The sequence below is a fragment of the Pseudomonas sp. 478 genome, from assembly GCF_003254125.1.
Lineage (GTDB): Bacteria > Pseudomonadota > Gammaproteobacteria > Pseudomonadales > Pseudomonadaceae > Aquipseudomonas.
Window position 1 is genome coordinate 99037 of record NZ_QKZG01000017.1, and the last position, 25926, is coordinate 124962.

Sequence of the window (25926 nt, forward strand, 5' to 3'; positions counted from 1 at the left end):
CGGCTAAGCTTGCGGCTGCATCAGCGCGTCGTAGACCGTTTGCCGCAGGATTGCCCCTTTCTCTGGAGACGCTTTATGGCAGGTGCCCACGGCGCATCGGCGCAACCCCGTGCCGACAGGCCAAACCGCTGGCTGGACGTTTTGGCCGGGTTGTCGATTGCCGGGTTGTTGTTGCCCGAGGCGGTCGCCTATTCAAGCATTGCCGCGTTGCCGCCACAGGCGGGTGTCATTGCGTTATTTGCCGGTCTGCTGTGCTACGGGCTGTTCGGTACCAGTCGCTTTGCCATCGTTTCTGCTACGTCGTCTTCGGCGGCGGTACTCGCCGCCGCCACAGCCACGTTGGCCAATGGTGACTCGGGCCTGCGCATGGCCCTGGCGATCGGTCTGGTGCTGGTGACGGGGGGATTTTTCCTGCTGGCCGGGTTGTTCAAACTCGGCAGCGTGACGTCGTTTATTGCCAAACCGGTTCTGCGAGGCTTTGCCTTCGGCCTGGCAGTGACGATCATCCTCAAGCAAGTAGCGAGCATCGTCGATCTGCACGTTAGCAATGGCAACCTGATCCGTTTCGTGCCGCAACTGCTTGAGCAATTACCGCAATGGAACCGGGTCGGCGCCCTCGTGGCGGCGGTGTCCTTGCTGGTGCTGTGGCTGTGCGCGCGGGTCAGGCGTTTGCCGGGAGGTTTGCTGGTGGTGGCGCTCGGCATCGCGGCCGGCCAATGGCTGAACTTGCCAGCCTATGGGGTGAAACTGATCGGCGTGATTGATCTGAGCCTGGAAGTGCCTCGTCTTCCCGTGCTGCCGTTTACCGACTGGCTGCGCCTGGGCGAATTGGCGTTCGCCATGTTGATGATTCTGTATGCCGAGTCTTACGGATCGATCACCTCGTTTGCGCTAAAGCACGGCGACCGTGTGTCCTCGAACCGCGATCTGCTGGCACTCGGCGCGGCCAATCTGCTGTCGGGCCTGTTTCATGGCATGCCGGCGGGCGCCGGTTACTCGGCGACCGCGGCCAATGAGGCGGCGGGTGCTGGATCGCGTCTGGCGGGTGCAGTCGCGGCGGGGGTGGTGTTGCTCATTGTCTTGACAGTGTTGCCCTGGATCGCCCTGACCCCAGAGCCGGTGCTGGCGGCCATCGTCATTTATGCGTTGGCGCGCGGCTTGAGCCTGCAGCCCTTGGGCCGTTATTTCATTTGGCGCCGTGACCGTCTGCTGGTGATCTGTGCCGTGGCGGCGGTGCTGGTGCTGGGAGTACTGGACGGTCTGTTGGTGGCGGTGGTGATCAGTGTGGTGCTGATGTTGAAACAAATGTCATCGGCGGATATTCAGGTGCTGGGGCGGATAGGCAGCGGTCATGATTTTGTCGATCTGCAGCGCCACCCTCAGGCCCGCGAGATCCCCGGTGTGCTGATCGTCAGACCGAGCGAAGCGTTATTTTTCGCGAACGTGGAGCGCATTCTCGGCGGTGCATTGCATCTGGCCCGCCACGCGTTAACGCCGGTTCATACGATTATTCTCAGTCTGGAAGAGACGCCCGACCTGGATGGCACCAGCATTGAGGCGCTGGAGGCGTTCTTTTTGCAGGTGCGGGCTGAGGACAAACTGCTGATTTTGGCGCGGCTCAAGCATCAGGCTCAGGCCGTACTGTCGAAGTTGCCGGCGCAGGAGCGAGCACAGGTGATCTTCAGTGATTTGAGCGTCGACGTTGCAGTGCAACAAGCACTCAAGTCATCCGCATAACCTCTGGGAGCGGCGGTGCGACGATTCGACATTGCTCTTCATGCAGGCATAAAAAAACGCCGCTCATCTCACGATGGGCGGCGTTTTTTATTGCGTTGCAGCGTTAGGCTTGAACGACCGGGATGTTGGCGTTCGCAGCAGCTTCACGGAACTCGGCGATCTGGTCGAAGGACAGGTAGCGGTAAACATCGGCCGCCATGCTGTCGATCTTGCCAGCGTATTCCATGTACTCCTCGACGGTCGGCAGGCGACCCAGGATGGAAGCAACAGACGCCAGCTCGGCCGAAGCCAGGTAGACGTTCGCGCCGTCACCCAGACGGTTCGGGAAGTTACGGGTCGACGTCGACACCACAGTCGAGTTCGGCTCTACACGTGCCTGGTTACCCATGCACAGCGAGCAGCCCGGCATTTCCATGCGCGCGCCGGCCTTGCCGTAGATGCCGTAGTAACCTTCTTCGGTCAGCTGGTGAGCGTCCATTTTGGTCGGCGGCGACAGCCACAGACGGGTTGGCAGCTGACCTTTGACCTGATCCAGCAACTTGCCGGCAGCGCGGAAGTGACCGATGTTGGTCATGCACGAACCGATGAACACTTCGTCGATCTTCTCGCCAGCAACGCTGGACAGCAGACGGGCGTCGTCCGGATCGTTCGGCGCGCAGAGTACAGGCTCTTTGATGTCGGCCAGGTCGATTTCGATGATTTCAGCGTATTCGGCGTCAGCATCGGCAACCATCAACTCAGGGTTGGCGATCCAGGCTTCCATCGCTTGAGCACGACGTTCCAGGGTACGCGCATCGCCGTAGCCTTCGCCGATCATCCAGCGCAGCAGGGTGACGTTGGAGCTCAGGTACTCGGTGATGGACTCTTTCGACAGCTTGATGGTGCAACCGGCAGCCGAACGTTCGGCCGAGGCGTCGGACAGCTCGAACGCTTGCTCGATGCTCAGGTTGTCCAGGCCTTCGATTTCCAGAATGCGGCCGGAGAAGGCGTTCTTCTTGCCTTTCTTCTCGACGGTCAGCAGGCCAGCCTGAATCGCGAAGTAAGGAATGGCGTGAACCAGGTCACGCAGGGTGACGCCCGGTTGCATTTTGCCTTTGAAGCGCACCAGGATCGATTCCGGCATGTCCAGCGGCATAACGCCAGTGGCTGCGGCAAACGCTACCAGACCGGAACCGGCCGGGAACGAAATGCCCATCGGGAAACGGGTGTGGGAGTCACCACCGGTACCGACGGTGTCCGGCAGCAGCATACGGTTCAGCCAGCTGTGGATGATGCCGTCGCCCGGACGCAGGGAAACGCCGCCGCGGGTCATGATGAAGTCTGGCAGGGTGTGGTGGGTGGTCACGTCGATCGGCTTAGGGTAAGCCGCGGTGTGGCAGAAGGACTGCATCACCAGATCGGTCGAGAAGCCCAGGCACGCCAGGTCTTTCAGTTCATCACGGGTCATCGGACCGGTGGTGTCCTGAGAACCCACGGTGGTCATTTTCGGTTCGCAGTAGGTGCCAGGACGAACGCCTTTGCCTTCTGGCAGACCGCACGCCTTGCCGACCATTTTCTGCGCCAGGGTGAAGCCTTTGCCGGTATCGACAGGTGCTTCAGGCAGCTTGAACAGGTCGGTAGGGCCCAGGCCCAATTCGGCACGGGCCTTGTCGGTCAGGCCGCGACCGATGATCAGCGGGATACGGCCGCCGGCACGAACTTCGTCCAACAGCACCGGGGTCTTCATTTCGAAGGTGGTCAGGACTTCGTCAGTGCCGTGCTTGCAGACTTTGCCAGCATGCGGGTACAGGTCGATCACGTCGCCCATGTGCATGTTGGTGACGTCGAATTCGATTGGCAGTGCGCCAGCATCTTCCATGGTGTTGTAGAAGATCGGTGCGATTTTGCTGCCGAAGCAGAAACCACCGGCACGCTTGTTCGGTACGAAAGGAACGTCGTCGCCGAAGAACCACAGCACCGAGTTGGTGGCGGATTTACGCGAAGAACCGGTACCGACCACGTCACCGACGTAGGCGATCGGGAAGCCGGCGTTGCGCATTTCTTCGATCTGCTTCATCGGACCGGTGACGCCCTGGGCGTCAGGCACGATGCCTTCACGGGCCATTTTCAGCATGGCGAGGGCGTGCAGCGGGATGTCCGGGCGGGACCAGGCGTCTGGAGCAGGGGACAGGTCGTCGGTGTTGGTTTCGCCGGTGACCTTGAACACGCGCAGGCTGATCTTGTCGGCCAGGACAGGGCGGTTTTTGAACCACTCGCCGTCAGCCCAGGATTGCAGCACGCCTTTAGCGTGAACGTTGCCGTTCTTGGCTTTTTCAGCGACGTCGTGGAAAGCATCGAACATCAGCAGGGTGTGCTTGAGTTCTTCGGCAGCGACTGGCGCCAGTTCGGCGTCGTCCAGCAGATTAACCAGCGTCACGATGTTGTAGCCGCCCTGCATGGTGCCGAGCAGTTCAACAGCGCGTTTCTTGTCGATCAGAGGGGATTTTGCTTCGCCTTTGGCGAGGGCAGACAGGAAACCGGCCTTTACATAGGCTGCTTCGTCCACACCTGGCGGAATGCGATTGGTGATCAGGTCAACGAGGAAAGCTTCTTCGCCAGCCGGGGGATTCTTCAGCAGCTCGACCAGGCCTGCAGTTTGTTCGGCGTTTAGCGGCTGGGGAACGATACCCAGTGCTGCACGCTCTTCGATATGTTTGCGGTAGGCTTCAAGCACAGTTATTACCCTCATCAGTGGTCCCAAATGGGTGTCCGGGACGCTCATCCCGAAATTGCCGTACTCATGCGCTGCGTGGCGTTGTGGGCCACTTAGCCAGAATTACCGACAATTCCTTACAGAAGCTGCTTTCAAAGTTTTACGCCTGCAGAACGGGGAGCTGATGAGGGTTGGCGTTGGGCTTTTCCCCGCTGGAAAAACCCTTCGCCAACACCGCTCTGAAGGAACGACTGTGCTCGTGACGCTTTGAAAACAGCTTCTAACGGACATTGGCGCCTTAAAAGGCTGGCTGATTCTACGGCAAAAAAAATTTAAAGGTAAGTTAGGCCTTTAACTTTGAGGGGTGATCAATGTTAGACAAAGGGCTAACATGCCGACCTGTTCTGCTTTCCCGTGCTCTCCCAACCTATGCCCAATCAGACCATCAAGACCCCCTGCGTCGGCCTCTGCTCCACTGTTTACGGTGATTTGGTGTGTCGTGGCTGCAAGCGTTTCCACCATGAAGTGATCAACTGGAATGGTTACAACGAGGAGGAAAAACGCGCGGTGTGGCTGCGTCTTGAGCTGCTGCTGTCCCAGGTGATGGCCAGCAAGCTTGAAGTTTTCGATCCCCAGCGCCTGCGCCTGCAGCTGGAGCAGCGCAAGATCCGCTTTGTGCCGCATCAGTCGGAATATTGCTGGGCGTACCAGTTGATCGCCCGGGGCGCGCGGGTCATCAATAACCTGGAAGCCTACGGGATGGTGCTGATGCCGGAGTTTCGCGACTGGAACCTTCCGGAACTGCGGGATGCCATTGATCGGGAGTTCTTTTTGCTCTCCGAGGCGCATTACCAGCGCTACATTGCCCCCGGTTTCCTCAAAGACGCCTTCGGCGGCTGAAAAGCTTCGCGGGCAAGCCACGCTCCCACAGGGGTTGTGTCGTGCACAATGGTTGTGATCGACACAAACCTTGTGGGAGCGTGGCTTGCCCGCGAAGGCGTCCTTATTGGCGCTGCCTATATCAATGCTGGGTCACGATCTCCTCCAGATGATCCATGATCGTATCCGGCTTCAGCACCAGCACGTCGCTCTCCACCGCATCCAGCACCACCTCCGCCGTATTCCCGATCAACGCCCCTGACAACCCGGACCGAGCCACAGTACCGATTACCGTCACCGCCGCTTGCAGCTTGTGGGCCATGAACGGAATCAACACATCCGCCGGACCTTCCTCGATATGCAGGTGCTCGTCATCAATGTCGAACTCGGCCTGAAACGATTTGCACTGCTCGCGATAGCGCGCCTCGATGGTTTCGCTGAGTTGCAACGTCGGGTCGGCCGCCGACAGCATCGGCGACGGATGGGCGCTGACCACGTGCAAATGGGCCTTGGCCAGGCTGGCGATGTCGTAACCGTGATCGACGATGCAAGCGTGCAAGGTGCGGTGTTCGCCATCGGTATTGCCGACATCGATTGCCGCCAGAATGACCCCGCCAGTCCACGGTTTCGAGGTTTTGACCAGCAGCACCGGCGTCGGGCAGTAACGCAGCAGTTTCCAGTCCGCCGGGGTCAGCAGGGCTTTTTTCAGTGGACTGTCGGGGTAATGCTGCTTGATCACCAGTCCACAGCCTTCAGCTTGCTGCACATCGACAATGGTTTCGTGCAGGCTTTCGTTCCAGGCCTGCTCGGTGGTGACGCTGTAGCCGTCCTCGATCAGCGCGGCCTTGAGCACGCCCAACATGCCGCTGTGGTCATGCTTGCGGTCGCAGACCAGCAGGTGTAGATGAGCCTGGGTCACGCCGGCAATCAGCTTGGCCCGTTTGAGCGCCAGGCTTTCCGAGTGTTCGGGTTCGAGGACCACCAGAATGCTGCGAATGGCTTGCATGATCGGGATCTCCATGAAGTAAAAAATACTGCGTTGGACAACTATAGTTGCTGGCTGGCCATTCGGGACTTGATGTATATCAACGGTCGCGACTGGTGGTCTGCCGGCAGGCCGGTATAATCGGCGCCCTTCGATTTTGAACCTCTTATCCGTGAGCCCCATGATCCTTCCCGAAATTCACGAGTTCCTCGGCTGCCGCACCCCCGATGGCTGGGTTCAGGCCGCGCTGGCTGATCAGGAAACCCTGCTGATCGATCACAAAAACTGTGAATTCAAGGCCGCCAGTACCGCGTTGAGCCTGATCGCCAAGTACCACTCACACGTCGATCTGATCAACCTGATGTCGCGTCTGGCCCGGGAAGAGCTGGTGCACCACGAACAGGTCATGCGCCTGATGAAAAAGCGCAAGATCGAGCTGCGTCAGCTGTCCGCCGGGCGCTACGCTTCGGGCCTGCGCAAAGTGGTGCGCAGCCACGAGCCGGTCAAACTGGTGGACACCCTGGTGGTCGGCGCCTTCATCGAAGCCCGTAGCTGCGAGCGTTTTGAAGCGCTGGTGCCGCATCTGGACGAAGAACTGGGCAAGTTCTATTTCGGCCTGCTGAAGAGTGAGGCCCGACATTTTCAGGGTTACCTGAAACTGGCCTACCAGTACGGTGACGCCAAGGACATCGCCCAGGTGATCGACAAGGTCCGCGCTGCCGAGCAAGAGCTGATCGAGTCACCGGACGTGGAGTTTCGTTTCCACAGCGGTGTGCCAGCGGCCGCCTGACGCTTTCGAGTCGTACTCAAATTATGCGACCGGCACAAACCCCTGTGGGAGTGGGCTTGCCCGCGAAGAGGCCATCAGCAATACCGCAACGTCAAAAGGTGTACACCACCTGCCCAGCCAGTGAAGCCTGCATCCGCCGCACAACAATCGGACTGTCCGCCGCATCGTTGGCCAGATACTGCACGGCCAGCACCGTCGAAATGTCAAAGACTGTGAACCGGCTTAGCGGCTCAAACCCAGGCGCTCATGCCACTCGGCGATGGATTCTTCGGGATAGACGTCGAACTGCTGATCCGCAGGATGCGCTTCGACTTCCACCCACGGTGCCTTGGAACCGAGCATCAAGTGCGTGTGCTCCGGTGGCACCGGCAGCGGGGTGTCGATGGCAGAGGCAAACGGGTGAATCAGCTCCGGCCATTCGGGGCTGAACAGCCACAAGCCTGAACCGCACAGCGAACAGAAATTCCGCTCGGCGGTGCTGCTGTGGGCGCGTTTATCACCTTCGTCCTTGAGTCGTGCGTGATAAATCGCGATGTGCTTGCGACCGCGTACCTTAAGGCTGTCGGCATCGCCACCCAGGTTGATCGCGTAGCCGCCACCACCCTGAGTCTTGCGACAGATCGAGCAGTAACAACGCTGATACGGGTAGGGGTGGGCGCTGGTCAAACTGAACGACACCGCGCCGCAATGGCAGGAACCTTCGAGCTGCATGGGAACCTCCGACAGGTCTGGAACTTACCCAAGACAGCCTAGACCTTCAGCGCCCCTCCACCGGTACGAGAATCGCGTCGTCGGGTCAACCTGCGTCGGGTTTGGGGGAAGTCATTGCCCATAAGTGAGTGTGATGGCGTCGGATATGCGGTGGCTGTGCAGGCCCCATCGCGAGCAGGCTCGCTCCCACAGGGGAATGCATTTCAAATGTGGGAGCGGGCTTGCTCGCGAAGAACGATAACGCGGTCTACTTGCCGGTCATCCGCCACAAATACCAGGCAGCCACCGTCCGATAAGGACTCCACGCCAACCCGATCTCAATCATCTGCTTGCGTGTCGGCTGCACCTCGAGCCCCTTCATCCGCCGATACCCCTCACGCACTCCAAAATCATCGGCGGGCAAAATATCCGGCCGTTCCAGGCTGTAGATCAGCAACATCTCAACCGTCCAGCGCCCAACCCCACGCAAGGTAATCAACCGCTCGATCAGCGCCTCATCCTCCATGGCCAGTGCCGTGGCGTAATCCGGTACCACACCGTCCAGCGCCGCTTGGGCAATGCCCTGAATGGTCGCGATCTTGCTGGCGGAAAACCCGCAACTGCGTAGTTGATCGAACCCGGTCGCGACAACGTGTTCAGGCCTCGGGAACGTACCCGTCCCAAACAACGCGATCAATCGACCGACAATCGCATCCCCGGCCTTCGCATGCAGTTGCTGGTAGGCAATCGCCCGCACCAGCGACTCATAAGGATCGCGAGCCGCATGGGGCTGATGCAGGCAAGGGCCGACGGCGGCGATGTGGCGACGCCAGTCCTCATCGATGGACGATAAGAACTCGGTAGCGGGCAGATAGGCGTCGGGCATGGGCTCAAGTTTTCCCGGACGGCGCCAACAGGGCGTTCACCTCGCCATAGGTGAGGGCCTTCAGGTCACGGCTGTCGAGTGTCCCTGTTTCCAGAAAGCTCTTGGCCAGTGCGCCCATGGCGCCATACAGAAACTCAGCGATGCGCGAACCTGCACTCAAACGGCGTACGCCGAGGGCTTTCAGCTCTTCAGGCGATGGCAAGCCGGGGAGCCCGAGGACGTTCAACGGCAACGGAGTGCCTTGGCACAGCGCAGCGATCTCGTACTCAGCCGTGACGCCAGCCGCGAACAAACCATCGGCACCGGCCGCCTGATACAACGCGGCGCGCTTGAGCGTCTCGGCCACGCGATCTTCGGCGGGCACCAGACTCTTGAGGTACACATCGGTGCGGGCATTGATGAACAGCTTCACGCCGCGACGTTCGGCCACCTGACGAGCGACTTCGATCTTGCGCACCAACAGCTCGGGCGGGGAAGCACCGTCCTCGATGTTGATCCCCACCGCGCCGGCCGCGATGACGGCATCAATCACTTGGGCCACCCGCGTCAAGTCATCGGAATAGCCGGCCTCGATGTCCACGGTCAACGGCACCGAGATCACCCGGGCGATGGACTCGACCGTCGATACCAGGCGCTCAAGGGGCAGGGCGTTGCCGTCCGGATAACCGTGAGCCCAGGCGACTGCCGCGCTGCTGGTGGCGACGGCTTTACAGCCCAACTGTTCCACGATGCGCGCCCCGGCGGCATCGGCGACATTGGTGAGGATCAGCAAGCCGTCGTGGTGCAGTTGGTGAAATGGCGTGTCCATCGAATGTCCTTCCTTATGACTTTTTGAGAAACCTGCAAATGATCAGAATGCGAGTGGTTGCGTGATCTGCACCGCCGCTTTTTCCAGCCTGAGCAAGAACGCCTTGCGCGGTTGTCCTCCACCATAGCCGGTCAACGAGCCGTCGGTGCCGATCACCCGGTGACAGGGCACGACAATCGAGAGACGGTTATGTCCGTTGGCCAGGCCCACGGCGCGACTGGCGCCGGGTTTGCCCAATAGCGCCGCAATGGCGCCGTAAGTGCTGGTCTGGCCGTACGGGATCTTCGCCAGTTCGGCCCAGACTTGTCGGGCGAAATCGCTGCCAGGCAAGTGTAGTGGAACCTTGAAGTCAGTGAGTTTGCCGGCGAAATACTGCGTCAGTTCGGCTTCAATCTGCTGCAAATGCGCGTTATGTCCTGGCGCGACGGCATAGCCGTATCGATTCTGCAATGCTTCCACTTCCTTGGTCAGCGCTGGCCGATCAAGAAACTCCAGCAGCACCAGCCCGCGTCGTTCGGCCATGGCGATCATCGGCCCCAGCGGTGTGGTCAGGCGAGTGAACAGCAGCGGCTCGCTGTTGGCGGCGCGGCCGGGCGTGATGTTGAAGGACTTTTGAAACGCATCGCGAAACCCGCTCAGGGACTCGTAGCCCGAATCGAACGCCGCGTTGTCGATGGAATCGCCCTGTTTGATCCCGCCCAACGCCATGCCGAGGCGTCGGGTACGTAGCCAGGCGTGGAAGGTCATGCCGAAATGCTGCTTGAACCAGCGGCGCAGTTTCAGCGGTTCGATGCCTTCGGCCAGCAGCTGCGCATCGGTCCAGCGCTGCTCGGGGTCGGCATCCACCGATTTGAGCAGCCGCTGAACCCAGTCCGGCGCGATGGCCGCCGCGTCCAGCGGTTTGCAGCGCAGACAGGCGCGATAGCCCGCGGACATGCACTCATCGGCATGGGCGAAGAACTCGACGTTCTCCGGTTTCGGCTTGCGCGCCGTGCAACTGGGGCGACAGAAGATGCCGGTGGTTTTGACCGCGGTAAAGAACACCCCCTCGTAGGCGGTGTCTCGTTCGAGCATGGCGCGAACCATCTCGGCGTGAGGCGGAAGCAAAGCGTTTTGTAGGTTCATGGGCCGAGCATAAGCCGCGTCGCCCAGCGCCTCCACCGGAAAATCGACAGAGAATTCCAGCCATTCGTCATAAGGGCTGCCTAATGCTTATGTCGGTGATGGATGTCCGGAAAATGTGGATGGCTGTGGCGCAGCGGCGTGTGTTGATGTTCGTGACTGTGGGGTTCGGTCCCGTCCCACTGGAGCGAGTGTTCATGTTGATGATGCTCGTCATGCACGTGGCGATGAGCATGCTTGAGCGCCTCATGTTGATGCTCATGGGCATGACTTTCCTTGAGGTGAATCCATACCCCAAGGCCCATCAACAGCGAAGCGGCCCAAAATGTCAGCGTGACGGGTTCGTTCAGCAGCAGGATGGCGATTGCCGCGCCGAGGAAAGGTGCCGTGGAAAAGTAGGCGCCGGTACGAGCAGTGCCCAGGCCCCGGAGTGCCAGAACGAACAACACCAGGCTGATGCCATACCCCAGGAAACCCACGATCAACGTAGGCCCCAGCACCGTCATGTGCGGCAGTGTTGCGCCGAGCAGCAGCGCCAGAGAACAGTTCACCGCCCCGGCGACCAACCCCTTGATGCCGGCAATAAACAGCGCATCCGAAGCCGATACCTTGCGCGTCAGGTTGTTATCGATCGCCCAGCACACGCAGGCCAGCGCTACCGCCAGCGGTCCGATCCAGCCCTGTGATTGCGCCGGGTTCTGGGGCCAGGCCAGCAGCAAGCCGCCGGCGACGATTGCCAGCATTCCGGCGACGATGCGCCGGTCAGCGTTCTCCTTGAATACCACCCAGGCCAGCACGGCGGTCAATACCGATTCGAGGTTGAGCATCAGCGAGGCCGTGGCGCCGGAGGTCAGGGTCAAACCGAACATCAGCGCCACCGGCCCGAGCACACCGCCAAAAGCGATGGCACCGATCAGCCATGGCCACTCCGACGATTTCAGCCCGCTGGGCTGCCAGCCTCGGTCACGCAACAGTCTAACGAGCGTCAGGCCCAAGCCGCTGCCCAGGTACAACAAGCCGGCCAAAAGGATTGGCGAAAGGTTCAGGCCCAGCAACTTGGCCAATGGCGTACTCGCGCCAAAAAGAGCGGCAGCGCCAAGGGCGTAGACGATGTTCAGGTTCATTGAGGGCCTGTGGTGAGTTGGGGAGTGGGCGAGTACTGCACAAATTTCGTGGCCAACAACATTCTACTGTGGGAGCGAGCCTGCTCGCGATAGCGGCTTTACATTCAATAATGATGTTGACTGACTGACTGACAGACCGCTATCGCGAGCAGGCTCGCACACAGTTTATAGATAGAGTTCAGGCCCGACGCGCCATCAGCAACACCGAAGCCGCCGCTGACAACAGTCCCGCGCAGCAACGATTGAACATCCGCTTGCCCCGGGGTTCGGCGAACCAGCGGCGCATGTGCAGGCCCATGTAGGCGTAGGCACCGATGGCGATCCATTCCAGCGCCAGGAACAACGCGCCCAACACGGCGAATTGCGGCGATACGGCTTGGGTCGAGTCGACGAACTGCGGCAGGAACGCGGTGAAGATCAGGATCGCTTTCGGATTACCGGCCGCCACCAGGAACTCCTGCCGCGCCAACGCCAACATCCCCACCGGCGCGCCCGCCACCACGTTTTCCGTCCCGGGATCGGCGCGCCACAATTGCCAGGCGAGGTAGAGCAGGTACGCCGCCCCCAGAATCTTGATCCCGTAGAACAACAATTCCGACGTTTGCAGCACCACCGCCAGCCCCGCCGACGCGAGGGCGATCATGCCGGCGAACGCGAACAGCCGACCGATCCCGGCGACACAGGCGATTCGATAGCCGTAGCGAGTCGAGTTGCTGACCGACAACAGGTTGTTCGGCCCAGGCGCCATGTTCAGGGCGAAGCAGGCGGGAAGAAACAGGGTGAGGGTCGCGAGGTCCATGGCGGGGCTCCAAAAGCGGGAACGGTATTTTTATCACAGGCCCGGGGTGGCTTGACCCATACAGTGGTGGACGGCGGTCGCGGTACAGCTGAGGGGTGTTTTGTTCAATACAGCCCTCAGGTCGCTCTTTACCTTGAGGCCTCGTTCAACTGAATTGAAGAAGGTCTGTGATGAGTCTGATTATCTCGATGGCGGCGTTTGCACTGGTGGCCTCGATAACGCCAGGGCCGGTGAACATCGTGGCGTTGAGTTCCGGCGCGCAGTTTGGTTTCCGCGCCAGTCAACGGCATGTGGCCGGGGCGACGCTGGGTTTCGTCGTGTTGTTGGTGTTGATGGGATTAGGGCTGCATGAGGTGTTGCAGCGCTGGCCAGAGCTGACGCTGGGGGTGCAATGGGCGGGGGTGGCGTTCCTGTTGTACATGGCCTTCAAGTTAGCCGCCGACAAGGGAGATCTGCAGGCGAAGGAGTCAGGCCGTGCGCCGTCTATGTTGTACGGCGCGGTCATGCAATGGCTCAACCCGAAAGCCTGGCTGGCCTGCGTGGCCGGGATGGGCGCTTTTGTGGCGGATGGCGAGGCGCGGCTGGTCTGGCAGTTTGCGGCGGTGTATCTGGTGATTTGCTACCTGTCCGTTGGCTGCTGGGCCTATGCCGGGACGTTTTTACGCGGCTATCTGAGTAACCCGGCGGGCATGCGTCTGTTCAATCGGAGTATGGCGTTGTTGCTGGCGGTGAGTGCGGTGTACCTGTTGATACCTTAAGCACAGGGATCGCGTCGTTGGAGTCAGCCGCGATACTGCCCCGGTGTCGCCGCCAGATGTTGTTTGAACGCACGCTGAAAATGCGCCTGATCAGCAAACCCGGCTTCGAGCGCGACATCGGCGATCAACTTGCCGCTGCGCAGTTGATCGCGGGCGAACTGGATACGCCGGTTGACCAGAAAGGCGTGGGGCGTCATTCCATAATGCTGCTTGAACGCACGGATCAGGTAGGACGGCGATAGTTGAGCCGCCTCGCAAATGTCTTCGAGCTTGAGCAGTTGCGTGCAGTTGTCGCGGATGTACTCGGCGGCCCGTTCCAGTTTGAAATTGGGTTCGCGCAGTGGTTGGTCACCAGGGTTGAGGCGCTGTTGCACATCGGTGAAAAACTCCACCGCCGCGCTTTGCTTGCGCAACACGTCTTGCTGCGCATCGACCAACACGTCGTACACACTTTTCAGACCGGCATACAGATCACTGTCGCGAGTGTGGGTGATGGAAAACCGTCGAAACGCCTGGTCCCGGCCAAAGCCGAGCTGATGCTGCAAGTCGGTCAGCCACGGCGTCTCGACGTACAGCATCAGGTACGACCACGGTTGGTCATCGATGGGATTGCAGGCGTGGACATCACCGGGATTCATCAGCACCACGGTGCCGGCACTGACCTGGAATTGCGATTGCTCGTGGAGGTAGGTACTGCGCCCGGCCGTGATCGCACCAATGGAAAAGTGCTCGTGAGAATGCCGGGTGTAACAGACCTCGCGGCCGTCGGCGATGGAACGGGCTTCGATGAAGGGCAGGGCGTCGTCGCGCCAGAAGCGCGGGGCTTTGTCAGCGTCTTTGGCAACGGCGGGCTTCATGGTCAGCGTCCTCGGCAGGTCAGCGTCGAAGTGTATTAGCTCTCGCCGTCAAAGGCTCGTTGCAGCGCTGCGATATCGAGTTTTTTCATCTGCAACATCGCTGCCATGGCGCGTTGGGATTTTGCCGTGTCAGGGTCTTTCATCATGTCCATCAGGGCCACCGGTACGATCTGCCACGACACGCCGAATTTGTCCTTGAGCCAGCCGCATTGCTGGGCCTCAACGGGACCACCCGCGGACAGGCGCCCCCAGAAGTGGTCGACTTCTTCCTGGGTATGGCAATTGACCTGAAATGAAACCGCTTCATTGAACTTGAATATCGGACCGCCGTTGAGGCCGGTAAAACTCTGTCCGTCCAGCTCGAAACTGACCGTCATCACCGAACCTTCGGGCCTGCCGTGAATCTCCTGACCGGCCTTGCCGTAGTGGGTGGTGGCGCTGATTTTCGAATGATCGAAGATCGCACAGTAGAACTTCGCGGCCTCCTCGGCTTGATCGTCGAACCACAGGCAGGGCGTGAGTTTTTGAACGCGGTGCATGGTTTAGCTCCTCTACGGATTACTCAGGCTGGACTTTCAGCGTAGTCAGCCTCGGGTCGTCTGGCCGTACCGTAGATCGACAAGTTGAAAGAGTTTCCCTGGGCAATGGAATCAAACATGTCGGCATGACCCGATAGCCGCTAGACTTGCCGACCTGGTTTGCCGCAAGGACGCTCTGCCTCATGGTTACCTCTCGATTACTGGCTGTTTCCTGTCTGCTGGCTGCCGCTGCTGTAAACGCTGGGCCGTTGACGTATCACCTCACAGACCCCGCGAAGAAATACGTCATCGATGTGCAGTTTGCACAGCCGCCGACCCAGACTTTCGACGGCGCTCCTGCGCTGATTACGTTGCGCAAAAGGGCCGGTGGGCAGGTGGTGCAGCGCATCGAGTCAGCCGAAGCGTTCGCCCTGTTCAAGCCAGGCCGAAAAGCTTCGGAGTTCGACCGGAACCTGGCGTATGCCGATCAAAATCTGCTGTTGTTCGGCGATTTCAATTTCGATGGGCAACAAGATCTGGCCGTACGCAACGGCAATAATGCAGGCTATGGCGGCCCTTCCTACGACATCTATCTGTTCGATCCCCAGAGTCCGACGCTCGTGTTGAGCTCGTCCTTCTCCGCTCTGACCCGTGACGAAAATCTGGGCATGTTCGGCATCGATCCGGTCACCAAAAGCCTGCATACCCAGTCCAAAAGCGGCTGCTGCTGGCGCCAGAGCGCGACCTGGCAGATACAGGACAACCGTCCTGTGAAGGTGGCCGAGAAAACCGAGGTGGTGCAAAAGCCCTCGCAAGCCAGCCCGTTCATGCCCTATGGCTATGTGGACGTCACCAATCGTGAACTGAAGTCCGGCCAATGGACGGAGCGTCGTCGACTCGAGGGGCCCGTCGGTGAAGCGCCGGTCATGTTGCGCGGCACCCTCGATGACAAGATCCCCGTTGAGCTGTGGTGGCAACGTCAGGGTGATGTCTACGTTGGGGAAGTTCGCTACGGCAAGACCGGCAGCGGCCAACCGATCCGGCTGGTGGGCAATACCTATGAAGAGGGCGGAATCGTACTGCGTGAACTGGACGACGACGGTCAGATGATCGGCAACTGGTTCGTCGAAGGCACGCCGAACGAGCAGGGCAGCCAGACCGGCACGTGGATCAACGGTTCCCGCCAATTGAGCATCAATGTCAGGCCGACCGCGTTCAAGGTGGCCGCGCAAAAACTTGAGCGGGTAGCAGACAGTCAGCGAGAAGGGCGCTACCTCGTGAGCAATGTCCAGGATCGGCGTGTCGGCGAGCTGACCCTCAAAGTAGTGCCGGCGATCGATAACGGCCCCGAGATGGCAGACATCAACCTGAGCATTTTTCAGCTCAAGGATCCGCCCGTTGAAGTCCATCATCAGTACCCATTGCTCGCCGGCAACCTCGTCATAGCGCTGGACCCCGAGGGCGACCCGCTGTTTCGCCTGCAATTGCTCAACGGCGCCGCAGAAGTGACGGGTTTTGGTGAGTATCAGAAGTACAGCGCGGCTTACGTGAAACAACCTTGATGGTGTCGTCTTCCGGCGCAACATCGGCTGGACAAAGGTCTGGTCGGCGTCGTGAGGCCTGAAGGTGACGGTTCAGCTGCGGCCCAGGCCACCTTTTTCAGCGATCCAACGGGTGGCCAAATCAATAAAGGCCCGCAGTTTTGGCTGTGTCTGGGTGCGACTGGGGAAGTACAGGTATAACGCCGAACTGAGTGGCACGAAGGGTTGCAGCACCCGCTCCAGGCGTCCATCCGCCAACTCTTCGGCAATTTCCAGATCACAGGCGTAGGCCAGGCCCGAACCGCTGCGAGCGGCCGCCACCAACAGTCTGCGGTCATTGACGATCACGCCGCCCTCGACGCCCACGGTGAAGTCCCGACCCTCGCGGCGAAACTCCCAGCGATGTGCGCTGCCGGAGGTCGAGAAACGAAAGCCGATGCATTCGTGTCGGGTCAGGTCTTCCGGGACGGCCGGTTTGCCAGTCTTGGCGAAGTACGCCGGGGAGCCCACCACCGACCATTGCAGGTCAGGTGTCAGGCGCACTGCGATCATGTCTTTTTCAATCGACTCTCCCAGACGAATCCCGGCATCGAAGCCGCCAGCCATCAGGTCGACCGTGGCGTCGTCCAGGGAAATATCGAGGGTGACTTGCGGGTACGCCTCGCGGAACAGCGGAATCAGCGGCTCCATCAACAAGGCCCCGGACAATCGCGGGGCTGTGAGTCGCAGCGTGCCCATGGGCTGATCGCGGAAACCGCTGAGCACCGCCAGCGCTTCATCGATTTCACTGGCCGCCGGACGCAAGCGGGCAAACAGACTGGCGCCGGCTTCGGTCAGCGCCACTCGGCGTGTGGTGCGCTGAAACAGCAGCACGCCGGTGCGTCGTTCCAAGAGCTTGATCGCATGGCTGACGGCGGTGGGCGTAACGGCTAGCCGAGTCGCGGCCAGGGTGAAGCTTTTGTGCTCGGCGACCGCGAGAAACTCGGTCAAACCGTCGAAAGGGTCGTGATTCATATCGGCGCCATTATGAAAGAGCGTTTCATAGTGCTTGTAACACGAGGGCATTTTTCCAACCAATGTTCCTGCGTACCTTGTGCTTACCCCAACTGACTACAAGGATTCGCGATCATGACCACTTCCCTACACTTCAAAAGTGTCTGGCTCATCACCGGTGCTTCTCGCGGTATCGGCGCCAAGATCGCTGCCGCCGCGCTGGCCAATGGCGACGCGGTGGTCGCCACCGCCCGTGACGCCAACAGCATCACCCAGCGTTTTGGCGAGCGGCCAGACTTGCTGGCCGCCACCCTTGATGTGACCAACGAAGCCCAGGGTATTGCGGTCGCCAACGCGGCCATCGAGCACTTCGGGCGCATTGACGTGCTGGTCAACAACGCCGGTTTCGGCGTGCTCGGCGCGGTGGAAGAAGCCAGCGCCGATGAAGTGCGCCGCGTGTACGAAACCAACGTCTTCGGCTTGCTGAATGTCACGCGCGCCGTCCTGCCGCACATGCGCGCCGCTCGCCGTGGACATGTGATCAATCTCTCATCGGTGGGCGGCTACAGGTCGGGGCCGGGCTTTGGCGTCTATTGCTCGACCAAATTTGCCGTCGAAGGCTTGAGCGAGGCGCTGCACGCCGAGCTGGCACCGTTGGGCATCAACGTGACCATTGTCGAGCCCGGCTACTTCCGGACTGAGTTCCTCGAAGGCAATTCGCTGGTCGAATCCCCGGCTTCGATCGCTGACTACGACAGCACGGCGGGTGAGGTGCGCAAAATTGCCAAGGCCGTGACCCTGAATCAGCCTGGCGATCCGGACAAGCTCGCCCAGGCCATGATCACCCTGGTGCAAGCGCAAAAAGCCCCGGTGCGCTTACCGCTGGGCAGCGACTGTGTTGCAGCGATCGAAGCCAAGAACACCTTCGTCGCTGAGGAGTTGCAGACGTGGCGGGAGCTGTCGGTGTCCACCGACTTCTAAGCCCTCAACCGAGTTACTTCAGTCTTCTTTGTGTGACCGGTGGTCGATGAACCGGTCTCGCCCGGCAATTTGCGCTTAGCTGTAGGGATAACCCTGCCCTTGTAGGAGCCGAGCTTGCTCGCGATGGCGTCAGGTCTGACACACCGCGTTATCGTTCATCGCGAGCAAGCTCGGCTCCTACAAAGGGCGTAACGGCGGAGGCCGGAGAGAGCCCTTTCAGAACACCGTGAATCTGAGGAAATTCGCAATGCTGACCCTCAACATCAATGGCAAGGACCAGGTGCTGGATGTCCCCGCAGACATGCCGCTCCTGTGGGTCCTGCGCGATGTCGCGCACCTGACCGGCACCAAATTCGGTTGCGGCATGGCCCAGTGCGGCGCCTGTACCGTGCACGTCGACGGCGCGCCGCTACGCTCCTGTATCACCCCCGCCACAGCCGTGGCCAATGGGCAAAAAATCCTCACCATCGAAGGCCTGTCCAACGACGGTTCGCACCCGGTGCAACAAGCCTGGGCCGAACTCGATGTGGTGCAGTGCGGCTATTGCCAGTCCGGGCAGATCATGTCGGCCGCCGCGTTGCTGGCGAAAATTCCCAAGCCCACCGACAGCGACATCGATCAGGCGCTCTCCGGCAACATCTGCCGCTGCGGCACCTACCCGCGGATCCGCGCAGCGGTCAAACGCGCCGCCGAGATCGGTTGATGCCACGTTGACAGGAGTCCGAACAATGAACAGCCTCAATCCTCTGTCACGCCGCGGTTTCCTCAAGGGCAGCGCGGTGCTGGGCGGTGGTCTGGTGGTGGCGTTTGTCATCCCCGGTGGCCATCGCTTTGCCATGGGCGCCGAGAATCAAGGCAATGTTTTCGCGCCCAATGCGTTTTTACGGATCGGCAATGACGACAGCGTCACCATGCTGCTCGGCCATTCGGAAATGGGCCAGGGCATCTGGACCGGCCTGACCATGCTGATCGCCGAAGAACTGGACGCCGACTGGTCGAAGATCCGCGTCGAACATGCACCGGCTTCGGCTGCCGAGTATGGTCTGGCGGGGTTTGGCGGGATGCAAATCACCGGTGGATCGACCTCGACCTGGATGGAGTTCGACCGCTACCGTCAGGCCGGGGCAGCGGCGCGTTTGATGTTGATCGACGCGGCGGCCAAACGCTTCAACGTCGCGCCCTCCGGGATTCGCACCGAATCGGGTGTGGTGATTGCCGGTGACCAACGCGCTACTTACGGTGAACTGGCCGATGACGCCGGCAAGCTGCCGGTGCCGGATCCGGCGTCGATCAAGCTCAAGGAGTCCAAGGACTGGAAAATCATCGGCAAACCGACCAAGCGCCTGGACACCCCGGAGAAAATCACCGGCCGTGCCAAGTTCGGCATGGACGTGCAGTTCGACGGCCTGATGACCGCCATGGTCGCGCGTTCGCCGGTGTTCGGTGGCAGCGTCAAATCCTTCGAAGGCGCCGAAGCGCTGGCGATTCCGGGCGTGCACAAAGTGGTGCAGGTGCCCACCGGGGTGGCGGTGATTGCCGATCATTACTGGGCGGCGAAGCTGGGGCGCGATGCGTTGAAGGTCGATTGGGACCTGGGGCCGAACACCGGGCTCGACAGCCAGGCGCTGCTGGAAAGCTTCCGCAAGCTCGCCGCCACCCCTGGCGCTTCGGCCAGTCAGGCCGGTGATGTCGCGGCGGGTCTGGGTAAAGCGGCGAAGACCATTGATGTCGAATACAGCGTGCCGTACCTGGCCCACGCGCCGATGGAACCGCTCAACTGCACAGTGAAAATCACCCAGGACAAATGCGAAATCTGGACCGGCACCCAGTTCCAGACGCTGGATCAAATGGTCGCCGGGAAAATCACCGGGCTCAAACCCGAGCAGGTGGAGATTCATACCGAGTTTCTCGGCGGCGGTTTCGGTCGCCGGGCCAATCCGACCTCGGACTTTGTCGCAGAAGCCGTGGAAGTCGCCAAGGCCGCGGGTGCACCGGTAAAAACCGTCTGGTCCCGGGAGGACGACATTCGCGGTGGCTACTACCGCTCGGCGTTCCTCCATCAGGCCCGCATCGGCCTCGATGCCGGCGGCCTGCCGATCGCCTGGAAGCATGTGATGGTCGGGCAGTCGATCATGGCGGGCACGTCATTCGAGGCGACCATGGTCAAGAATGGCATCGACAAGACCTCTGTCGAAGGGGTCGCCGACAGTCCGTACCTTGAGGGTTTGGCGAATCACCAGGTTGATCTGCATTCGCCGCAAACCGGCATCCGCGTGCTCTGGCTGCGTTCGGTGGGGCACACCCACACCGCGTTCGTGATGGAGTCGCTGATCGACGAACTGGCAGAGGCGGCCGGCAAGGATCCGGTCGAATACCGACGAACCTTGCTCAAGGACCATCCACGGCATCTTGGCGTGATGAACCTGGCCGTCGAGAAAGCCAACTGGAAGGCGCCACTGCCGGACGGCCATGCGTTGGGTGTCGCGGTGCATGAGTCTTTCGGCAGCTATGTCGCCCAAGTGGCCGAGGTGTCCCAGGACAACCTGGCGATTCGCGTGCATCGGGTGGTGTGTGCGGTGGATTGCGGCATTGCGGTCAATCCGATGAGCATCGCGGCGCAAATGGAATCGGCCATCACCTTCGGCCTCGGATTTACCTTGCACAGCAAACTGACCTTCAAGAACGGGCAGGTGGTGCAATCCAATTACCATGACTATCAAGTGCTGCGGCTCAACGAGATGCCGGTGGTAGAGGTGCATATCGTCCCCAGCAGCGACAAACCCGGCGGCATCGGTGAGGCCGGTGTGCCGCCCACGGCGCCGGCAGTGGCCAACGCGGTGTTCGCCCTGACCGGCCAACGCTTGCGGGAACTGCCGCTGCAACTGTCGGGGGTGTGAGATGAGACGACATCTGATGCTTGGCGCGGTGGTGTTGATTGGCCTGGTCGGCTACGCCGAGGACCTGTTCGCAGACGATAAGGAAGCGATCAAGGCGTTCGATACCGTGCAAAAGGTCTTTCAGAGCCCACGCTGCCAGAACTGCCATATCCCCGGCGATTCGCCGTTGCAGTTCGACGCCGGGATCCCTCACGCCATGAACGTCGTGCGGGGCATGGACGGCAAGGGCGCGGCGGGTTTGCCCTGCGCTACCTGTCACGCTGAGCGTAATCCGCCGGCCAGTTACGGCGCTCACGCACCACCAGGGGCGCCGCACTGGAGCTTGCCGCCCGCCGCGCACAAAATGGCCTGGATCGGTCTGCCGGCCGATAAATTGTGCGCAATGATCAAGGACCGTTCCAGCAACGGTGACCGCGATTTCGCCGCGCTGATCAAGCATGTCAGCGACGACAAATTGGTGCTCTGGGGCTGGAATCCGGGTCAGGGAAGGGCGCCGGTGCCAGTGCCGCACGACATTTTCGTCACCCAGTTCAAGCTTTGGGCTGATGCGGGAGGGCCATGTCCGGTCGCGGGTAGCTGACCGGCGGTCCGTTAACAGGGAGTCAAAGCGGGTATGGAAGACTCTAAGAAATATACCCGCCAATGGAGTGAGAAATGCTGATCCCAGGCAAACCGGTAAAACCAGGCGCGTGCGCCGACTCGTTGCGCACGCCTCTGCAGGAGCGCGAGCTGCTGCGTGACTTGGCCCGCAAGGCCGAGGAGGAGCTGATGGGCGTGCAGATGGCGAGCATGGACGAGTTGACCCTGCTCTCCAACCGACACGGTTTTACAGCGCTGGCCCAACAAGGACTGGATGCCTGCCAACAGCTGAAAAAGCCAGCGACGCTGCTGCTGTTCAATATTGATGACTTCAAACACATCAACTATCTCTATGGTCGTGCCGAGGGCGATAACGCTCTGAAAATCTTTGCTGATGTGCTGCGCATCGCCTTTCGCGAGAGCGATGTGATCGGCCGGTGGGGCAGCGACAAATTCGTCGCGTTGCTGACTGGCTCAAGCGTTGTGGAAATACCCGCGATCAGGGCGCGACTCGAAGAAATACTCGAAGAGCGCAATGCCACGGTGCATCGCGGTTATGACATCCACTACAGCGTCGATCAGATCGAGTTTCATCCTGCGCTTCACGAGACGGCCGAGGGCTTACTGGCCGCGGTCAGTGAGCAAATCGGCAGCGACCCGTTCGGCCACCCGTAGCAACGAACCGTCATTTCGGAACCGACCGATCATCTGTAAACCGATCGGCATCGATCCTTCTGCGCGAACCAGCGGGATATTCACCTGCGGCCAGCCAAACGCGCCCCAGAACTTAATGAAATCCGAGGGCCCGGTGCTTTCCAGGCCCATGGGCGCGACCATCCCGCAGCAGGGACCGAGCATCGCGTCGTAGGGCTGGCAGCGTTCATTCAGGCGCGGTGCAAGCGCCGCCAACCGGGCCTTGGCAGCGGACTCCTGTTCCCAGGTGGTCGCCGCCGCCCGGTCGAACATTGCCAGGGTCGAAGGGCTTAACAATGCGCGGTGTCCCTGAAACTCCTTCGCCAGAGAGCGGGCGCCTTCGCAGTCGTTGATTAACAGGTGATCGTCGAATACCCCGGCAAATTCATCCGGCAGTTGCACGTCGTCGACCTGATGGCCGGCGCTGCGCAAGTGGTCCACGGCCTGTTCCAGGGCGTTGGCCACCTCGGGGTCGACCTGATCCCAGCGCGCTGTGCGATAGAAGCCCAATTGCAGAGGGCGTGGTTCAACCTCAGGCACTGCAAAACCTGGAATCAACACCCGCGCCACCAAGTGCAGATCCCGCACCGAGCGACCGTACCAGCCTACGGTGTCGAAGCTCGGCGCCAGCGGCTTTACGCCTTCCAGCGAGACCAGCCCAAACGACGGTTTGAACGCGAACAGACCGCAATAGGACGCCGGTTTAAGCAGTGAACCGGCCGTCTGGGTGCCCAGCGCCACCGCAAAGAAATCCGCTGCCATCCCGGCCGCCGAACCGGCGCTGGAGCTGCCCGGCGTGCGGTCCGGGTCATGCGGGTTGCGGGTCGGGCCAGTGTGCATGTACGCAAATTCAGTGGTGTGGGTCTTGCCCATGATCAGCGCGCCAGCCTGGCGCAGCAGGGTCACCACATGGGCATCCCGGGCCGGTTGATGACCGGCATAGATGGGCGAGTTGAATTGGGTCGGATGGTCGGCACTGTCGAAGACATCCTTCACCCCCACCGGGACCCCGGCCAGCAAGCCACGACTGTTGTGCAACGCAGCATCGGTGCGTACTTTTCGGGCATCGAACGAGACGAAGGCCTGGATGTCCGGCTCCAGCGCCTGAATGCGCTCAAGGACCGTTTCGGCGATGGCGGCGGCGGTCGTCTCACCCTTGATCACGGACTGACTGAGGGCCGTGGCATCCGGGACTGGGCGGATCATTTGGCGAACAACTGAGTGATGTCCTTGAACGCCTTGAACTCCAGCGCATTGCCGCAAGGGTCGAAGAGAAACATCGTGGCTTGCTCACCCACCAATCCCTGAAAGCGAATGCCCGGTTCGATGACGAATCGGGTATCGAGGGCTTTCAGGCGTTCGGCCAGAGCTTCCCATTCGTCCATCCCCAAGACCACACCAAAATGCGGCACGGGCACGTTGTGGCCGTCGACGGCATTGGTGTGAGCGGCTTCTTGAAAGGCGTTTTTCGGTGCCAGGTGAATGACCAGCTGATGGCCGAAAAAATTGAAATCGACCCAATGATCGCTTGAGCGACCTTCTTCCAGGCCGAACACTTCACCATAGAAATTGCGTGCGGCAGTCAGGTCGTAGACCGGGATGGCCAAGTGGAAAGGGGAGAGTTGCATCGGATGTGCCTCGGCTGTCTGGATTCAGCCTGAGTTTAGCGCTGTGCTTTTTGATTGAAAGACGATAGTTTTTGCGTCGAGCTCAAATTATTTCGATCAATCGAGAACGTCTATGTTGCGCGAATTGAAAACCTTCATTGCCGTCACGCGCTATGGCACGTTCGCGGCGGCCGGGATGCACGTCGGGCTGACGCAGTCGGCGGTCAGCGCGCAGATGCGCAATCTGGAGCAAGCCCTGGGTATTCGCTTGTTCGACCGCACCGGACGTCAGGCGATTCTCAATGCGGCGGGCCAGCGCGCGTTGCCGATGGCGCGGGAGATCCTTGAGACCTTCAGCCGCATGGCGGTCAGCGATGATGTCAGTGAGTATCGCGGCGAGTTGAAAATAGGCGCGGTGGCCACGGCCCAGACCGGACTGCTGCCCCAGGCGTTGCTGCGGCTGAGGCAACAGGCACCGTTGTTGGAACCGAAATTGGTGCCCGGCGTGTCGCTGAACCTGTTGAGCCAGGTGGACACCGGTGAGGTGGATCTGGCGATCCTGATCAAACCGCCTTTCGAGTTGCCCAAGGAACTGTCAGCGCAGGTCATCCGCAAGGAACCGTTTGTATTGATCGTGCCGACGGACCTTGAAGGCGATGAGCCGTTGCAGATCCTCGCGAGCCATCCGCATGTGCGTTACGACCGCAATTCGTTCGGTGGAAGACTGGTGACTCGTTTTTTGCGTGAGCAGCAGATTGATGTGCAGGTGGCTTTGGAGCTGGATGAGCTGGAAGCCATCGTGAAGATGGTTGAATGCGGGTTGGGAGTGTCGCTGCTACCCGAGGCGGGGCTCTGGCTTGAGCATGGGGCGAAGGTCAGGATCATCCCGTTGGGCGAGCTGACGTTCTTCCGCGAGATCGTCCTGTTGCAGCGCTACAGCCAGCGCACACAGCCGATCCAGCAGCTGTTTGCCCGGTGCCTCACCCAAATCGAAAGCTAAACCACAACCCCCTGTGGGAGCGGGCTTGCTCGCGAATACGGTTGTTCATTCAACATTGATGTCGTCTGACACGACGCCTTCGCGAGCAAGCCCGCTCCCACAGGGGGTCTGCGTCAGGTCTCAAATCGCAGGCAAAAAAACCCGCCTGAAGAGGCGGGTTTTTTATTTGGCTGACCGAAGATTACTCTTCGAGGCTGCCCATGGCCGTGGTGTTGAAACCACCGTCCACGTACATGATTTCGCCGCTGATGCCGGACGCCAGGTCCGAGCACAGGAAGGCGCCGGCGTTGCCGACTTCGTCGATGGTGACGTTACGACGCAGCGGAGTTTGCGCTTCGTTGGCAGCCAGCATCTTGCGGAAGTTCTTGATGCCGGAAGCGGCCAGGGTGCGGATCGGGCCAGCCGATACGCAGTTGACGCGGGTGCCGTCCGGGCCCAGGGAGCCGGCCAGGTAACGAACGCCAGCTTCCAGGGAAGCCTTGGCCATGCCCATCACGTTGTAGTTCGGCATGGTGCGCTCGGCGCCCAGGTACGACAGGGTCAGCAGGCTGCCGTTGCGGCCTTTCATCATTTCGCGACCGGCTTTGGCCAAGGCCACGAAGCTGTAGGCGCTGATGTCGTGAGCGATGCGGAAACCTTCACGGGTGGTGGCTTCGGTGAAGTCGCCATCCAGTTGGTCGCCCGGGGCAAAGCCGACGGAGTGTACGATGCAGTCCAGGCCGTCCCACTTCTTGCCCAGCTCAACGAAGACCTTGGCGATTTCTTCATCGCTGGCCACGTCGCACGGGAAGCACAGCTCAGGGTTGGAACCCCAGCTTTGTGCGAACTCTTCGACACGACCCTTGAGTTTGTCGTTCTGATAAGTGAAGGCAAGCTCAGCGCCCTCGCGATGCATGGCGGCAGCGATGCCGGATGCGATGGACAGCTTGCTGGCGACACCGACGATCAGTACGCGCTTACCGGCGAGAAAACCCATGTGTTGCTCCTCTC

At 60.6% G+C, this 25926-nt stretch carries 25 protein-coding genes and 1 pseudogene; 11 read left to right on the forward strand and 15 right to left on the reverse strand.

Features of this window, described 5'->3' with window-relative positions; translation table 11 throughout:
* Nucleotides 1-75: 75 nt before the first annotated feature.
* Nucleotides 76-1737, forward strand: coding sequence for a SulP family inorganic anion transporter (locus DFS28_RS27410; protein WP_111452276.1), 1662 nt, complete (start codon nt 76-78; stop codon nt 1735-1737).
* A 103-nt stretch (nt 1738-1840) separates the two neighbouring features.
* Here DFS28_RS27410 and acnB read toward each other — a convergent pair whose 3' ends face one another.
* Complete coding sequence (gene acnB, locus DFS28_RS27415) at nt 1841-4450, reverse strand: bifunctional aconitate hydratase 2/2-methylisocitrate dehydratase (protein ID WP_111452277.1); 2610 nt, start codon at nt 4448-4450, stop codon at nt 1841-1843.
* 408 nt (nt 4451-4858) lie between these two features.
* Here acnB and DFS28_RS27420 point away from each other — a divergent pair, with 408 nt between their 5' ends.
* Nucleotides 4859-5329, forward strand: coding sequence for a DUF1289 domain-containing protein (locus tag DFS28_RS27420; RefSeq protein WP_008149863.1), 471 nt, complete (start codon nt 4859-4861; stop codon nt 5327-5329).
* Nucleotides 5330-5450: 121 nt separating this feature from the next.
* On the opposite strand, the gene DFS28_RS27425 is transcribed toward DFS28_RS27420, so the two are convergent.
* Entirely contained in the window at nt 5451-6314 is an 864-nt protein-coding gene (locus DFS28_RS27425) for a universal stress protein (protein WP_111452278.1), read from the reverse strand.
* A gap of 160 nt (nt 6315-6474) precedes the next feature.
* Here DFS28_RS27425 and DFS28_RS27430 point away from each other — a divergent pair, with 160 nt between their 5' ends.
* Nucleotides 6475-7083: a tRNA-(ms[2]io[6]A)-hydroxylase gene (locus DFS28_RS27430; protein ID WP_046032069.1), complete on the forward strand. Its 609-nt coding sequence runs from the start codon at nt 6475-6477 to the stop codon at nt 7081-7083.
* Between the two features lie 91 nt (nt 7084-7174).
* Here DFS28_RS27430 and DFS28_RS27435 read toward each other — a convergent pair.
* The 7 genes and pseudogenes from DFS28_RS27435 to DFS28_RS27465 all read right to left on the reverse strand — a co-directional run.
* A pseudogene (locus DFS28_RS27435) lies at nt 7175-7291 on the reverse strand (MipA/OmpV family protein); the annotation flags it as partial.
* Nucleotides 7292-7305: 14 nt separating this feature from the next.
* Complete coding sequence (locus DFS28_RS27440) at nt 7306-7794, reverse strand: GFA family protein (protein ID WP_111452279.1); 489 nt, start codon at nt 7792-7794, stop codon at nt 7306-7308.
* Between the two features lie 247 nt (nt 7795-8041).
* The gene (locus DFS28_RS27445; protein WP_111452280.1) at nt 8042-8659 is read right to left on the reverse strand and encodes a DNA-3-methyladenine glycosylase; all 618 of its coding nucleotides are present in this window, start codon (nt 8657-8659) and stop codon (nt 8042-8044) included.
* A 4-nt stretch (nt 8660-8663) separates the two neighbouring features.
* The gene (locus DFS28_RS27450; RefSeq protein WP_111452281.1) at nt 8664-9467 is read right to left on the reverse strand and encodes an isocitrate lyase/phosphoenolpyruvate mutase family protein; all 804 of its coding nucleotides are present in this window, start codon (nt 9465-9467) and stop codon (nt 8664-8666) included.
* Nucleotides 9468-9509: 42 nt separating this feature from the next.
* Nucleotides 9510-10592: a bifunctional transcriptional activator/DNA repair enzyme AdaA gene (locus tag DFS28_RS27455; protein ID WP_111452282.1), complete on the reverse strand. Its 1083-nt coding sequence runs from the start codon at nt 10590-10592 to the stop codon at nt 9510-9512.
* Nucleotides 10593-10672: 80 nt separating this feature from the next.
* Nucleotides 10673-11713 carry a DMT family transporter gene (locus DFS28_RS27460; RefSeq protein ID WP_111452283.1) on the reverse strand — a complete coding sequence of 347 codons (1041 nt, stop codon included), beginning with the start codon at nt 11711-11713 and terminating at the stop codon, nt 10673-10675.
* 178 nt (nt 11714-11891) lie between these two features.
* On the reverse strand, nt 11892-12512 hold the full coding sequence (locus tag DFS28_RS27465; RefSeq protein WP_111452284.1) for a LysE family translocator: 621 nt from the start codon (nt 12510-12512) through the stop codon (nt 11892-11894).
* 170 nt (nt 12513-12682) lie between these two features.
* On the opposite strand from DFS28_RS27465, the gene DFS28_RS27470 reads away from it, so the two are divergent.
* Nucleotides 12683-13270 (forward strand): LysE family translocator, encoded by a 588-nt coding sequence (locus DFS28_RS27470; RefSeq protein WP_111452285.1) that lies wholly within the window; start codon nt 12683-12685, stop codon nt 13268-13270.
* A gap of 23 nt (nt 13271-13293) precedes the next feature.
* Here the strand turns inward: DFS28_RS27470 and DFS28_RS27475 are convergent, their stop codons facing one another.
* A complete protein-coding gene (locus DFS28_RS27475) occupies nt 13294-14127 on the reverse strand; it encodes an AraC family transcriptional regulator (protein WP_111452286.1) in 834 nt (277 codons plus the stop codon).
* A 35-nt stretch (nt 14128-14162) separates the two neighbouring features.
* A complete protein-coding gene (locus DFS28_RS27480) occupies nt 14163-14666 on the reverse strand; it encodes a VOC family protein (protein WP_111452287.1) in 504 nt (167 codons plus the stop codon).
* Nucleotides 14667-14848: 182 nt separating this feature from the next.
* Here DFS28_RS27480 and DFS28_RS27485 point away from each other — a divergent pair, with 182 nt between their 5' ends.
* A complete protein-coding gene (locus tag DFS28_RS27485; protein WP_111452288.1) occupies nt 14849-16207 on the forward strand; it encodes an FG-GAP repeat protein in 1359 nt (452 codons plus the stop codon).
* Nucleotides 16208-16279: 72 nt separating this feature from the next.
* Here DFS28_RS27485 and DFS28_RS27490 read toward each other — a convergent pair whose 3' ends face one another.
* A complete protein-coding gene (locus tag DFS28_RS27490; RefSeq protein WP_111452314.1) occupies nt 16280-17200 on the reverse strand; it encodes a LysR family transcriptional regulator in 921 nt (306 codons plus the stop codon).
* A gap of 114 nt (nt 17201-17314) precedes the next feature.
* Between DFS28_RS27490 and DFS28_RS27495 the strand changes: the two genes are divergently transcribed.
* The 5 genes from DFS28_RS27495 (at nt 17315) to DFS28_RS27515 (ending at nt 22311) form a co-directional block, all read left to right on the forward strand.
* Nucleotides 17315-18160 (forward strand): oxidoreductase, encoded by an 846-nt coding sequence (locus DFS28_RS27495; RefSeq protein WP_111452289.1) that lies wholly within the window; start codon nt 17315-17317, stop codon nt 18158-18160.
* 247 nt (nt 18161-18407) lie between these two features.
* Nucleotides 18408-18863 (forward strand): (2Fe-2S)-binding protein, encoded by a 456-nt coding sequence (locus DFS28_RS27500; protein WP_111452290.1) that lies wholly within the window; start codon nt 18408-18410, stop codon nt 18861-18863.
* A 25-nt stretch (nt 18864-18888) separates the two neighbouring features.
* A complete protein-coding gene (locus tag DFS28_RS27505; RefSeq protein ID WP_111452291.1) occupies nt 18889-21057 on the forward strand; it encodes a xanthine dehydrogenase family protein molybdopterin-binding subunit in 2169 nt (722 codons plus the stop codon).
* 1 nt (nt 21058) lies between these two features.
* On the forward strand, nt 21059-21637 hold the full coding sequence (locus tag DFS28_RS27510; protein ID WP_111452292.1) for a hypothetical protein: 579 nt from the start codon (nt 21059-21061) through the stop codon (nt 21635-21637).
* 74 nt (nt 21638-21711) lie between these two features.
* Nucleotides 21712-22311: a GGDEF domain-containing protein gene (locus DFS28_RS27515; RefSeq protein WP_111452293.1), complete on the forward strand. Its 600-nt coding sequence runs from the start codon at nt 21712-21714 to the stop codon at nt 22309-22311.
* On the opposite strand, the gene DFS28_RS27520 is transcribed toward DFS28_RS27515, so the two are convergent.
* On the reverse strand, nt 22258-23535 hold the full coding sequence (locus tag DFS28_RS27520) for an amidase (protein ID WP_111452294.1): 1278 nt from the start codon (nt 23533-23535) through the stop codon (nt 22258-22260). The genes DFS28_RS27515 and DFS28_RS27520 overlap by 54 nt on opposite strands.
* Nucleotides 23532-23957, reverse strand: a complete 426-nt coding sequence (locus tag DFS28_RS27525) for a VOC family protein (RefSeq protein ID WP_111452295.1) — start codon at nt 23955-23957, stop codon at nt 23532-23534. The genes DFS28_RS27520 and DFS28_RS27525 overlap by 4 nt, the downstream gene beginning before the upstream one ends.
* Nucleotides 23958-24069: 112 nt before the next feature.
* Between DFS28_RS27525 and DFS28_RS27530 the strand changes: the two genes are divergently transcribed.
* On the forward strand, nt 24070-24936 hold the full coding sequence (locus DFS28_RS27530; protein WP_111452296.1) for a LysR family transcriptional regulator: 867 nt from the start codon (nt 24070-24072) through the stop codon (nt 24934-24936).
* Between the two features lie 181 nt (nt 24937-25117).
* Here DFS28_RS27530 and fabI read toward each other — a convergent pair whose 3' ends face one another.
* Nucleotides 25118-25912 (reverse strand): enoyl-ACP reductase FabI, encoded by a 795-nt coding sequence (fabI, locus tag DFS28_RS27540; protein WP_111452297.1) that lies wholly within the window; start codon nt 25910-25912, stop codon nt 25118-25120.
* Nucleotides 25913-25926 lie beyond the last annotated feature (14 nt).